9 protein-coding genes are annotated in these 14,540 nt (G+C 29.8%); 3 read left to right on the top strand and 6 right to left on the bottom strand.

Annotated features, from left to right (window positions below):
• The first annotated feature begins 1 nt into the window (after position 1).
• Positions 2–625, top strand: coding sequence for a cyclodeaminase/cyclohydrolase family protein (locus ACTHUW_RS04475; protein WP_442198086.1), 624 nt, complete (start codon positions 2–4; stop codon positions 623–625).
• A 51-nt stretch (positions 626–676) separates the two neighbouring features.
• Here the strand turns inward: ACTHUW_RS04475 and nifJ are convergent, their stop codons facing one another.
• From nifJ to uvrC, 4 genes are all read right to left on the bottom strand, one after another.
• Positions 677–4,216, bottom strand: coding sequence for a pyruvate:ferredoxin (flavodoxin) oxidoreductase (gene nifJ, locus ACTHUW_RS04470; protein ID WP_442210144.1), 3,540 nt, complete (start codon positions 4,214–4,216; stop codon positions 677–679).
• Between the two features lie 157 nt (positions 4,217–4,373).
• Positions 4,374–5,324, bottom strand: a complete 951-nt coding sequence (locus tag ACTHUW_RS04465; RefSeq protein WP_442196802.1) for an ROK family protein — start codon at positions 5,322–5,324, stop codon at positions 4,374–4,376.
• Between the two features lie 18 nt (positions 5,325–5,342).
• Complete coding sequence (gene hprK, locus ACTHUW_RS04460) at positions 5,343–6,260, bottom strand: HPr(Ser) kinase/phosphatase (protein WP_442196801.1); 918 nt, start codon at positions 6,258–6,260, stop codon at positions 5,343–5,345.
• Positions 6,261–6,273: 13 nt separating this feature from the next.
• Positions 6,274–8,139, bottom strand: coding sequence for an excinuclease ABC subunit UvrC (uvrC, locus tag ACTHUW_RS04455; protein WP_442196800.1), 1,866 nt, complete (start codon positions 8,137–8,139; stop codon positions 6,274–6,276).
• Positions 8,140–8,249: 110 nt separating this feature from the next.
• Between uvrC and ACTHUW_RS04450 the strand changes: the two genes are divergently transcribed.
• Positions 8,250–8,939 carry a hypothetical protein gene (locus ACTHUW_RS04450; RefSeq protein WP_442196799.1) on the top strand — a complete coding sequence of 230 codons (690 nt, stop codon included), beginning with the start codon at positions 8,250–8,252 and terminating at the stop codon, positions 8,937–8,939.
• Between the two features lie 26 nt (positions 8,940–8,965).
• Positions 8,966–9,601, top strand: a complete 636-nt coding sequence (locus ACTHUW_RS04445) for a hypothetical protein (RefSeq protein WP_442196798.1) — start codon at positions 8,966–8,968, stop codon at positions 9,599–9,601.
• 8 nt (positions 9,602–9,609) lie between these two features.
• Here ACTHUW_RS04445 and uvrA read toward each other — a convergent pair whose 3' ends face one another.
• Positions 9,610–12,453, bottom strand: coding sequence for an excinuclease ABC subunit UvrA (gene uvrA, locus ACTHUW_RS04440; protein WP_442196797.1), 2,844 nt, complete (start codon positions 12,451–12,453; stop codon positions 9,610–9,612).
• 35 nt (positions 12,454–12,488) lie between these two features.
• On the bottom strand, positions 12,489–14,459 hold the full coding sequence (gene uvrB / locus ACTHUW_RS04435) for an excinuclease ABC subunit UvrB (protein ID WP_442196796.1): 1,971 nt from the start codon (positions 14,457–14,459) through the stop codon (positions 12,489–12,491).
• Between the last annotated feature and the right edge of the window lie 81 nt (positions 14,460–14,540).

Below are 14,540 nucleotides of genomic sequence, written 5' to 3'. Positions count from 1 at the left end.
TATGTTTCAAGATTTATCAGTAAAAAATTTCACAGATATCTTAGCTTCAAATGAGCCTATGCCAGGAGGAGGTAGTGTGGCAGCACTGTCTGCTGCATTATCTGTAAGTTTACTTGAAATGGTAACAAATCTTACAATAGGTAAAAAGAAATATGCTGAAGCTGAAGAAGAAATGAAAGAGATTAAAAAGATATCAGAAGATATGAGAAAGAAATTTTTAAATGATATAACTCGTGATTCAGATTCTTATAAAGAAGTTGATGATGCCTTTGGCCTGCCTAAAGCTAGCGATGAAGAAAAGAAAAAAAGAAAAGAATCTATACAAGCTGGCCTTAAAACAGCAGCTAAAGTTCCATTAGAGGTTGCAAAAGATGCATATAAAATATTTGATTATGCTGAGAAGGTAGTAGAAAAAGGAAATCAATCTGCAGTTACGGATGGTTTAATAGCAACAATGATGGCAAGAAATGCTGTTATAGCTGCTCTGTATAATGTAAAAATAAATCTTATATCTATAAAAGATGAAGAATTTGTAAAGAAGTATGAAAAAGAAATGGAAAAATTATCAGATGTAAATGAAAGAGAGCAAAAAATATTAGCTAAATCTGATATCAAAGTTTTATAAAAAAGCAAATAAAAAAAACGTAGATTTTAAAATCTACGTTTTTTTATTTGCTTAGTATTTCATTTCAGCCATTCTTTTATAAGTTTTATATCTTTCTTTTGAATCTTGCTCTGCACTTTCAAATAACTCATCTGCAATTTCTGGGAATGTAGAAACAAGGGATGTATATCTAACCTCACTTAATAAGAAGTCTTTAAATGATGCTGTTGGTTCTTTAGAATCTAATACAAATGGATTCTTTCCTTCTTCTTTTAAAGTTGGGTTGTATCTGTATAAATGCCAGTAACCAGCATCTACTGCATTTTTCTCTTGTTCTTGTGCCTTACCCATTCCAGCTTTTATTCCATGATTTATACATGGTGCATAAGCTATGATAAGTGATGGTCCATCAAAACTTTCTGCTTCAACTAAGGCTTTCATGAATTGATTTTTATTTGCACCCATAGAAACTTGTGCTACATAAATATAACCATAAGTTGTTGCAATCATTCCTAAATCTTTTTTCTTAGTTTTCTTACCTGAAGCTGCGAATTTCGCTACAGCTGATGTAGGAGTAGCTTTTGAAGATTGTCCTCCAGTATTTGAATATACTTCTGTATCAAATACTAATACATTGATATCTTCGCCAGAAGCTAGAACATGGTCTAGTCCACCAAATCCAATATCATATGCCCATCCATCTCCACCAAATATCCAAACAGATTTTTTAACTAAATTATCTTTATTATCTTTAATTTGATTTAATAATGCTTTTGCCTTCTCATCTGTAATATCATTTGAGTTTACTATATCTAATACTTTTGAAGAAGCAACTTTAGATTTTTCAGCATCTTCTTTAGATTCAATCCACTCATTCATTACACTATTTACTTGATCAGAAATATTTAATTCTATTAATTCTTTCATTAATACTTCTAATTTATCTCTTAATTGGTTTGTAGCCATAGCCATACCATAGCCATATTCTGCATTGTCTTCAAACAATGAATTAGCCCAAGCAGGTCCTTTTCCTTCTGAATTCATGCAATATGGTGTTGATGGTGCTGAACCTCCCCAGATTGAAGAACAACCTGTAGCATTAGCTATTAGCATTCTATCTCCATAAAGTTGAGTTACAGCCTTAGCATATGGAGTTTCTCCACAGCCTGCACAAGCTCCTGAGAATTCTAATAGTGGTTGAGCAAATTGACTACCCTTTACAGTTGTTAATTTCATTCTATCTTTCTTCTCACTTACAGTCATTGCAAACTCCCAATTTGGAATTTGTTCTTCTGTTTGAGTTTCAATAGGCTTCATTATTAATGCTTTATTTGGAGCAGGACATATATCTGCACAATTTCCACAACCTGTACAATCTAGAGGTGAAACTTGAATCTTATATTTAAGTCCTTCAAATTGTTTACCCATTGTCTTGATAGTATCAAATGATTCTGGAGCTTTTTCAACTTCTTCTTCATCTAATAAGAATGGTCTAATAACAGCATGAGGACACACGAATGAACATTGGTTACATTGTATACAATTGTCTGCTTGCCATTCTGGTATATTTACAGCTATACCACGTTTTTCAAATGCAGCTGATCCATTTTGGAATGTTCCATCTTCAGCACCAACAAATGAACTTACTGGTATTAAATCTCCTTCTTGTCTATTAGCTGGTTCTAATATTTTCTTGATAAATTCTGGCATTTCTTCACCTTCTGCTACTTGCTTTTCTATAGTTTCGTCTTTCCAAGATTCTGGAACATCAACTTTAACCAGATTATCCATACCTTTTCTAACTGCTTCTTTATTCATTTCAACTATTTTTTCACCTTTTTTACCATAAGATTTCACAATAGCTTCATTTAAATATTCTTCAGCCTTATCTAGGTCAATAACTTTTGCAAGCTTAAAGAATGCTGATTGCATTATCATATTTGTTCTATGTCCAAGACCTATTTCTTGCGCTATATGTGTTGCATCTATAGTATAGAAATTAATGTCATTATCTGCAATGTATTTCTTCATATTTGCTGGTAATTTTTCATTTAATTTATCTTGACTCCATATAGTATTTAAAAGGAATGTACCACCTTTTTTAATACCTTTAAGTAAATCATATTTATTTACATAAGATTGAGTTGAACAAGAAGTAAAATCAGACTCATCAATTAAATAAGTTGATTTTATTGGATCTTTACCAAATCTTAAATGAGATACTGTTATTCCACCTGATTTTTTAGAATCATATGAGAAATAACCTTGAGCATACATATCTGTATTATCACCAATAATTTTTATTGCATTTTTATTTGCACCTACAGTTCCATCAGAACCAAGTCCCCAGAACTTACATCTTATAGTTCCTTGTGGAGTAGTATTTATTTCTTCTTCTATATTTAAAGATAAATGAGTTACATCATCATTAATTCCAATAGTAAATCCATTCTTAGGTTCTTCCTTATCTAATTCATCAAATACTCTCTTTATTTGTGAAGGAGTAGTATCTTTTGAACCAAGTCCATATCTTCCACCTATTATAAGTGGTCTTTCTTTCTTATCATAGAAAAGTGTTTTTATATCTTGATATAAAGGCTCTCCTAATGATCCTGGTTCTTTTGTTCTATCTAATACTGCTATTTTTGTAGCAGTTTTAGGGAATACATTTAAGAAGAACTCTTTAGAAAATGGTCTATAAAGATGTACTTTTATAACACCAACTTTTTCACCTTTTGACATCATATAATCTATTGTCTCTTCAATAGTTTCAGTAACAGAACCCATTGCAACAATTATTTTCTGTGCATCTTCTGCTCCGTAATAGTTAAATGGTTTGTACTCACGTCCTACTACTTTTGATATTTCTTTCATATAATCTTCAACAATTTTTGGTAATTCATCATAAAATTTGTTTGAAGATTCACGTGCTTGGAAGAAAATATCAGGATTTTGTGCAGTACCTCTTGTTACAGGTCTTTCAGGATTTAAAGATCTTGTTTTAAAAGCTTTTATAGCATCATGATCAACTAAATTATTAAATTCATCATAATCTACTACTTCAATCTTTTGTATTTCATGTGAGGTTCTAAAACCATCAAAGAAATGTAAAAATGGTATTCTAGATTTTATAGCTGCTAAATGTGCAACACCAGCTAAATCCATTACTTCTTGAACACTGCCAGATGCAAGTAATGCAAATCCTGTTTGTCTTGCTGCCATAACATCAGAGTGATCTCCAAATATTGATAATGCATGGGTTGCTACAGCACGAGCAGTTACGTGGAATACTCCTGGTAAAAGTTCTCCTGCCATTTTATACATATTAGGTACCATTAGTAACAGTCCTTGAGAAGCTGTGAATGTTGTAGTTAATGCACCCGCTTGAAGAGAACCATGTACTGCTCCTGCTGCTCCTCCTTCAGATTGTAATTGAGTTACTTTTACGGGTTGACCGAAAATATTCTTCTTCCCATTTGCTGACCAATCATCAGCATATTCTGCCATTGCGGAAGAAGGTGTTATAGGATAGATTGCAGCAACATCTGTAAATGCGTATGACACATAAGCAGCAGCTGTATTACCATCCATAGTCTTCATTGATTTTGACATTTTATTACCCCCTATTACTTTTAAATTCTTTATCAAAATTAGCTCAAGTTAAGTATATTAAACAAATTAATCAATGTCAATAAGATAAAATATTTTTGAATGCTTAAAAAAAACTGTATCCTAATTTCGATATACTTAATACTGTATACAATATATTTTATTTATATTCTGAAATTAAGGCCGCACCTATAATACCAGCATCATTTCCTAGTTGAGAAGTCTTAATTTCACTAGTCTTACCTTCTTTAAATGTTACATAATTGATAATTTTATCATTTATTTGTTCTAACAAATAATCTCCAGCTTTGGATACTCCTCCACCTATTGCTATTATATCCGGATTTAATAAATTTATAAGGTTACTAAGACCTATTGATAAATAATCAGTCATTCTATTTATAGATTTTAGTGCTAATTTATTATTTGCCTTAGCTAAATCAAAAACTAATTTAGTATCTATTATATTTTCATTACGGCTTAAAGCTTTCATAAATTCTTCATCTTTAAATCCTTCATCTATTAGTTTTTGAGTATATTTATCTATAGCTGTTGCTGATGCAAATGTTTCAAGGCAGCCATTATTTCCACAATTACAATCATAAAAATTTTCCCCTATAATCATATGTCCAATTTCTGAACCTTTGTTGTGGCTTCCACTATATACCCTGTCATTTATTATAAGTCCTCCCCCTACTCCAGTCCCAAGGGTCACAAATATGGAGTTTTTATAGCCTTTAGTTACTCCCCTTACTGATTCTGCAATACCTGCTACAGTTGCGTCATTGTCAATATATATTGGTAAATTATAGTTAGCTTTTAAGTCCCTACCTAAGGGTACATTCTTCCATTTCAGATTTGTAGCATATATTATATAGTTATTTTCAGGGTCTGCTATTCCTGGAACTCCTATTCCCATAGCTCTTATATCATACTTTTTTTGATCTGCAATATCAAAAGTATCATCTATTAACTTAAATAAATTATCTCTTATTTTTTCATATCCTAATTCTACTTTTGTATCAGTATTATTTTGATATAAAATTTCTCCATCTTTATTTACTATACCAATTTTTATGCTTCTACCTCCTATATCAATTCCAATATACATTAAAAAAAGCCTCCCTTTTTATTTATTGATCTGATTCATTAATTTATTATTTAATTCAAGAGCTGCATTATAACCCATCTTTTTTTGCCTATAATTTCTTGCAGCTACTTCTACTATCATAGATATATTCCTTCCTGGCTTTACTGGTACTATTATTTTGGACATTTTAGTTCCTAATATATCCGTATACTCCTCATCTAATCCAGTTCTGTCATATTCTTTTTTCTCATCCCAATACTCAAGCTCAATTACTAGATCTATGGTCTTAGAATTTCTTACAGAGCCTACTCCAAAAAGTCTCTTTATATCTAATATACCAATACCTCTTATTTCTAAAAAGTGTCTTATAAGTTCAGGTGCTGTACCTTTTAAATTACCTTCTTCTTTTCTTTTTATATCTACAGCATCATCAGATATCAATCTATGTCCTCTTTTTATAAGTTCAAGGGCAGTTTCAGATTTACCTACTCCAGATTTACCTACTATTAAAACACCTACTCCATATACATCTACTAGAACCCCATGCATGGTAGTAGATGGTGCTAGCATATCATCTAAATAAATTATCAAATTATTTATAAATTTAGAGGTGGACATAGATGACCTTAGAATTGTCCTGTCATATTTTTTTGCTAGATCTAATGCTTCCTCTGTAATCTCTAAACTTCTAGTTACTACAAGTGCAGGTATAGGTTTGGAAAACAAATATTCTAATCTTTTAAATTTTAATTCTTCATCCAAGGTTTGAAGATAATGCCATTCTACATTTCCTATGATTTGTATTCTATCCTCTGCAAAAAAATCTATATAGCCTGCTAATTGAAGCCCTGGCCTATTAATATCACTTTGTGTAATGTTTATATTATTATCTTTACTTTGATAAATCACTTCTACATCCATATCCTTTATAAGCCTTTTTATATTAACCGAATGCATTTAATCACTCCTTTTATTTGTTGAAAAAGTTATATACTGATTTTGCAGACCTTATGTTCATGCCATCTACATTTTGTAATTCTTCTATACTTGCTTTTCTTATATTATCAACAGAGCCTAATTCTTTTAATAGAGATTTCTTTCTTTTATCTCCAATTCCCTTTATATCATCTAAAACTGATTTAAACATCTTTTTATCTCTTAAAGATCTGTGGTAATTAATTGCAAATCTATGAGCTTCATCTTGAATTCTAGTAACTAATTTAAATACTTCACTATGTTTAGATACATTTATTTCTTTGTTTTCATATATAATACCTCGTGTTCTATGAAAATCATCTTTTATCATTCCACATACTGGAATATCCAAATTAAATTCTTCTAATATTTTAATAGCTATATTAACCTGTCCTTTTCCTCCATCCATCATTATAAGATCAGGTAAGACTGAAAAGCTTTTGATTCCTATTTTATTTTCCTTTATTGATTTTGCTTCTTCTAATGCTCTATTAAACCTTCTCCACAATATTTCCTGCATACTTCCATAATCATTTGGTCCTTCTATGGATTTTATTTTAAATCTTCTATAGTCACTAGTCTTTTTGCTACCATTTTCAAATACTACCATTGAACCCACTGATTCTACACCTGCTATGTTGGAAATATCAAATGCTTCGATTCTATTAGGTGTTCTATCTAAGTTTAATAACTTCTTTAAATCAGCTACAGCACCTTTTTCTTTTTTTACATTTCTTTTTATCCTATCACTATATTGATTTAAAGTTTCAAGAGCATTTTTTCTAACCATTTCCATCAGATGGTTTTTTTCTCCTCTCATAGGTATTTTTATATAGACATTAGAAGCTCTTTTTTCACTAAGCCATCTCGATACTAAGTCTATATCTTCAAATTTTTCTTCTACCAATATTTCTTTAGGTATAAAAGCAGTTCCCATATAGAATTGTTTTATAAAGGAAGATATTATCTCTTCTCTGCTCTGATCTTCAATGTCTGTAATTATAAAATGCTCACGTCCCATTAATTTTCCATTTCTTATAAAGAAAATTTGAACTATAGCATCTAGAACACCGCGAGCTATACCTATAATATCTTGATCAATTGTAGAGGTAGTTGATACAATTTTTTGTTTTTCTAATATATGTTCTAAAGATAATAATTGGTCCCTATATCTTGCTGCACTTTCAAAGTCCATATTTTTAGAAGTAATACTCATCTTTTCCTTTATTATATCTATTAGTTTGTCTTCCCTACCATTTAAAAACATTATAATCTCTTCTATCATCTCCATATACTTTTCATGTGGAACATTTCCCATACATGGTCCATTGCATTTTCCTATATAATAATTCAAGCAAGGCCTTTGTCTTACCTTTTTTCCTTCTTCTAATTTTAATTTACATGTTCTTATTGGATATAAATTTCTTATTATATCTAATGTATCATTTACAGCACCTGCACTTGTATATGGTCCAAAATATTTTGCTTTATCTTTTAAGACATTCCTAGTCTTTATTACTCTTGGATACTGTTCATTTAGTGTTACTTTTATATATGGATATTGCTTATCATCTCGCAATAGTACATTGTACCTTGGTTCATACTTTTTTATTAAATTTGATTCGAGTATTAGAGCTTCTATTTCAGAATCAGTCATTATATATTCAAATTCATCTATATTACTTACCATAGCCTTTACCTTAGCTTGTTTAGTAGAATATGATCTGAAATATTGTCTTACTCTATTTTTAAGATTTATTGCTTTACCAACATATATAATTTCTCCACTTTTATCTTTCATCAAATAAACCCCAGGAGAATCTGGTAATTTCTTTAATTCTTCTTCTATATTAAAATTCATCTATATCATTCCTTTTAAAAAACTTATATAATAATAATATCATAATTGAAAGAATTATTAAATTTGGTTATAATATTAAGTAAGATGACCAACTATAAGGAGGTAGAAATTTGTCAGGCACTAGAAAAAGCTTTTTGTTTTTCATATCATTTTTTATTACTATTTTTTTCATGTCTATTATAGGTTTTATTTTAAGACCTTTATTAGAAAATATAAGTGATTATACATTTTATAATATAGTTTCTCCCATATTATACACAATTTATTTAATTGTCTTTTTGCTTATTGAATCTGCTATAAGAAGATTATATACCAGAAAATTTTTAAATCAAAGTGAAATTTTATTTAAGGCAGAAACCAATGGTTTCAACCTATCTACAAGGCTTATCATATATCTTGCCCTTGTATTGATATACTTCTTATCATTATTTAAAGATTTTACTATAGAATCTATTTCTATACCAAGGATAATTTTATTTATTATTTCATTTCTAATTATAGAATTGCTACTTAAATTATCTAATAAAACAATTTATGGATATTTTACTCGTGATTACATAATTATTTCAGGATGGGATTTAAGACTTAGTTTACCAATTATATATGGTACACACGTACACAATGATTCTGATGTATATAGTTATAATGATATAAAGGAATATTTTATTTTTCCAACTTATATAGAGTTATATTTGATAAGTGATAGTGGAAAGTTAGTTTTTGATCTAGATAGTGAAAGTTCACGAAAATTCAAAGGTGTTTTAATGCAAAAAAATATACCCATGAAAAAATTTAAATAATTTAATTTAAATGGAGGTTTTATAAAATGGAAATAAACTGGTTAGAATGGATTGGTTATTTAGCTTCATTTACAGTTCTGATTTCACTTTTGATGTCATCACTTGTAAAACTCAGATGGATAAATCTAGTAGGATCATCTATTTTTGTAATATATGGTGTTCTTATAAAGGCATATCCTGTTGCAATTATGAATCTGGGTATTGTACTAATAGATATATACTATCTGCATAAAATGTATACATCTAAGGATTATTTTAAATTTTTACCCATCACTTTAAAATCTGATTACTTTAATTATTTTTTAGACTTTTATAAGGAAGACATCTTAAATTATTTTCCTACTACAAAATTTGATTTAGATAATGCAGTAGTAAATATCTATATTTTAAGAAATATGATTCCTGCAAGTGTTTTTGTAGCTTCAAAGTATGATGAAAACACTCTAAAAATAGAATTAGATTATGCAATCCCAGAATACAGAGATTTTAAGATTGGCAATTATCTTTTTGAGGAAAAAAAGCAATACTTTTTAGATAAAGGATATAATAGATTTATAAGTATTTCTCAGAATAAAAAACATGATAATTATTTAAATGCAATGGGTTTTACTAAAATAACAGAAGATGAAATAGATTATTTTGTTAAAGAAATAAACAACTAGAAGAGTGTTTAAACACTCTTTCTAGTTGTTTTCTTTAATACTTTATCTAAAAACTTACCAGTGTATGAATCTTTTACCTTAGCTATCTCTTCTGGAGTTCCACTTGCTACAATGCTTCCTCCTCCATCTCCACCTTCAGGTCCTAGATCTATTATATGATCTGCCACTTTTATTACATCTAAATTATGCTCTATGACAACTACAGTATTTCCACCATTCACTAGTTTGTTTAATACTTTTATTAATTTATGAATATCTGCAAAATGAAGGCCTGTGGTAGGTTCATCTAAGATATATAATGTTTTTCCAGTACTTCTTTTGCTTAATTCTGTAGCTAATTTTATCCTTTGAGCTTCTCCCCCTGAAAGTTGAGTAGAAGGTTGACCTAAATGTATATAGCCTAAACCTACATCATTTAATGTCTTTAACTTTCTTTTTATTTTAGGGATAGAATCAAAAAATTCTAATGATTCTTCTACTGTCATATTTAAAACATCAGCTATTGTCCTACCCTTGTACTTAACTTCTAATGTTTCTCTATTATATCTTTCACCCTTACATACTTCACATGGAACATATACATCAGGTAAAAAATGCATTTCTATTTTTATAATCCCATCTCCACTACAAGCTTCACACCTTCCACCTTTTACATTGAAACTGAATCTACCTTTTTTATATCCACGAGTCTTAGCTTCAGGTGTCATTGCAAATAAATCTCTTATGTGATCAAATAATCCAGTATATGTTGCAGGATTTGATCTCGGAGTCCTTCCTATAGGAGATTGATCTATATCTATCACTTTATCAATATTTTCTATCCCTTTAATTTCCTTATGCTCGCCTGGTTTTTTCTTTGCTCTATTAATGGATTGACCTAGACTTTTATATAATATTTCATTTATCAAAGTAGATTTACCAGAACCTGAAACTCCAGTAACACAATTAAATATTCCAAGCGGTATCTCTACATCTATATCTTTAAGATTATGTTCTTTTGCTCCAATAATCTTTAGTTTTTTTCCATTAGCTTCTCTTCTTTTGTCAGGTATCCATATTTCTTTTTTTCCACTTAAATATTGTCCTGTAATAGATTCTTTTGTATTTATTATATCTTCTACAGTTCCTTGTGCAACAATCTCACCACCATGTATTCCTGCTCCAGGTCCAACATCTACAATATGATCTGCGCAGTTCATAGTGTCTTCATCATGCTCAACTACCAAAAGAGTATTACCAAGCTCTGTTAAATTTCTAAGAGTCTTTAATAATCTGTCATTATCTCTTTGATGTAATCCAATACTAGGTTCATCTAATACATATAAAACACCTACAAGGGAAGATCCAATTTGAGTTGCAAGTCTTATTCTTTGAGATTCTCCTCCTGATAATGTACCTGCACTTCTTGATAGGGTAAGATAATTAAGTCCTACATCTGATAGAAACTCCAATCTTGAATTTATTTCTTTTAGTATTTGATGGGCGATAAATTCTTGCCTTTTATTAAGTTTTAAATTATCAAAAAAGTTAAGACTATCAGATATAGACATTTCAGTTATATTAGATATATTCCTATCATCTATTGTAACTGCAAGTGATTCTTCACGAAGTCTAGCACCATGGCAATCGCTACAAGGTATGACACTCATATAGTTTTCTATTTTCTCTCTAGTAAAATCTGAATTTGTTTCCCTATGCCTTCTTTCTAAATTATTTAATACGCCTTCAAAACTTCCTTTATAAGTTTTGTTTCCACTGTATCTACTGTTAAAACTAAATTTGATACTTCTACCTTTTGTACCATACAATATTTCATCTATCATATCTTCAGGTGCTTGACTAATAGCTTTATCCATGGAAAAGTTATGATGCTTACTAATTGCTTTAAATACCCTATAATAATAAGTATCTTCACCTGCTCCACTATAGGGAGCTATAGCACCTTCATTTAAAGATAAACTTCTATTTGGAATTACCAATTCCTTATCTATTTTTTTATGATTTCCAAGTCCATTACAAGTAGGACACATTCCAAATGGGCTATTAAATGAAAACATTCTTGGGGAGATTTCTTCAAGAGCTATGCCACAATCAGCACATGCAAAGTTCTGACTAAATAGCATGTCTTCTCCATCAATAATATTGACTATTATAAGGCCTTCTCCTATTTCTAGAGCAGTTTCTATAGAATCGGTTAGTCTTTTTTCTATATCTTCTTTTACTATTATTCTATCTACAACTATTTCAATAGTATGTTTTTTATTTTTTTCAAGTTCTTCTAATTCATTAATATCAGATATTTCATTGTCAACTCTAACTCTTACGAATCCTTCTTTTCTTATATTTTCTATAATCTTTTTATGTTGTCCTTTCTTGCCTCTGATTACTGGAGCAAGTAATTGTATCTTAGTTCTATCTTCTAGTTCCATAACTTTATCTACCATTTGATCTATAGTTTGTGAAGAAATCTCTTTACCACATTTAGGACAATGTGGTGTTCCTATTCTTGCAAATAACAATCTGAAATAATCATATATTTCAGTCACAGTCCCAACTGTTGAACGTGGATTTCTATTTGTAGTTTTTTGATCTATACTTATAGCAGGCGATAGACCTTCAATATATTCCACATTTGGTTTTTCCATTTGTCCTAAAAACTGTCTAGCATATGCAGACAAACTCTCTACATATCTTCTCTGACCTTCTGCATAAATTGTATCAAATGCAAGTGATGACTTACCTGAACCAGATAATCCTGTTAATACTATAAACTTATCACGAGGTAATTCTATATCTATATTTTTTAAATTATGTTCTTTTGCTCCTTTTACTATCAATTTATCTTTTTGCATCTATTATCCCTCTTTCTATTAAGGACAAAACTTAATTATTCATCTAATTTTTTATTAAGTTCTGTTATTTTATCTCTTAGCTCTGCTGCTCTTTCAAACTGTAAGTTTTCTGCTGCTTCCATCATTTCTGCTTCTATAGATATAATCATATTTTCTATTTCTTCTTTGCTCATTTTATTTGCATTATATCCATCTTCATCTTCTGAAACTTTTGTAGCTTCTATTACATCCCTTATAGATTTCTTAATTGTTGTAGGTGTAATATCATGTTCTTCATTGTATTTAGTTTGTATGCTTCTTCTTCTATTAGTTTCAGATATTGTTCTATTCATAGAATTAGTTATTTTATCAGCATACATTATAACTCTTCCATCTGAATTTCTTGCAGCTCTTCCTACTGTTTGTATCATAGCTGTTTCTGATCTTAAAAAACCTTCCTTATCTGCATCTAAAATAGCTATAAGTGAAACTTCTGGTAGGTCCAAGCCTTCCCTAAGTAAGTTTATACCTATCAATACATCAAATTTTCCAAGTCTTAAATCACGTATTATACCCATTCTTTCTATGGTTTTGATATCAGAATGAAGGTATGTGACCTTTATTCCTATTTCTTTTAAATAATCTGTTAAATCTTCACTCATTTTTTTGGTGAGCGTTGTTATTAGTACTCTTTCATTTCTTTCTATTCTTATATTTATTTCTTTTATTAAATTATCTATTTGATTTTCTGTAGGCCTTATTTCTATTAATGGGTCAAGAAGTCCTGTAGGTCTTATGATTTGTTCTACTATTTGCTCCGAATGCTCTGCTTCATATTGACTTGGTGTAGCACTTACAAAGACCATTTGATTTATATGACTTTCAAATTCTTCAAAATTTAGGGGTCTATTATCAAGTGCAGAAGGTAATCTAAAACCATGATCTACCAAAGTTTGCTTCCTTGATCTATCACCTGCATACATTCCTCTAATTTGAGGTATACTAACATGGGATTCATCTACTACCATTAAAAAATCATCTGGAAAATAATCTATCAAAGTATAAGGTTTACTTCCAGGTGCTCTATCACTTAGATGTCTAGAATAGTTTTCTATTCCATTACAATATCCCATTTCTCTGAGCATTTCTATATCATACATAGTTCTTTGCTCTAATCTTTGTGCTTCTAACAATTTATCTTCATTTCTAAGTTCCTTTAATCTTTCTTCTAATTCCTTTTCTATCCCAACGATAGCTTTATCAATTTTATCTTGTGAAGTGGCAAAGTGAGATGCAGGAAATATTGAAATATGATTTCTTCTTCCTATTATTTCTCCAGTTAATGAATTTACTTCTGTTATCCTATCTATTTCATCTCCAAAAAACTCTACCCTTATAGCATTTTCCGTAGAAGAAGCTGGAAATATCTCAATAATATCTCCACGTACTCTAAATGTACCCCTAACAAAATTTATATCATTTCTTTCATATTGTATATCAACTAATTTTTTTATAACTTCTTCCCTATCCTTCATCATTCCAGGACGCAATGAAAGTGATAATTTTTCATAATCAATAGGATCTCCTAATCCATATATACAAGATACTGATGCAACTATTATTACATCTTTTCTCTCAAATAAACTAGCTGTAGCAGAATGTCTAAGTTTATTTATTTCATCATTTATAGAAGCATCTTTTTGAATATAAGTATCACTGCCTGGCACATAGGCTTCTGGTTGATAATAATCATAAAAACTTACAAAATATTCTACTGCACTATCAGGAAAAAACTCTCCAAATTCAGATGCAAGTTGAGCTGCAAGTGTTTTATTGTGTGCTATTACAAGTGTAGGTTTTTGAACATTTTCTATAATGTTTGCCATAGTAAATGTTTTACCTGAACCTGTAACTCCGAGTAAGGTTTGAAATTTTTTGCCATCCTTTAATCCTTTTGTTAATTTATCTATAGCCTTAGGTTGATCGCCTCTAGGCTCAAATTCAGAACTTATTTTAAATTTATTCATTTTATTTATCACCTCAAGTATTTTAAGGAACAATTGTTCGTTGTTATTATATTGCTTTTTTCAAATTAAGTCAATACATCT

It is taken from the genome of Senegalia sp. (in: firmicutes) (assembly GCF_052088025.1).
In the GTDB taxonomy this organism is placed as follows: Bacteria; Bacillota; Clostridia; order Tissierellales; family SIT17; genus Anaeromonas.
Note: the sequence above shows the minus strand (reverse complement) of the source record. Positions and strands in the feature narration are given on the sequence as shown.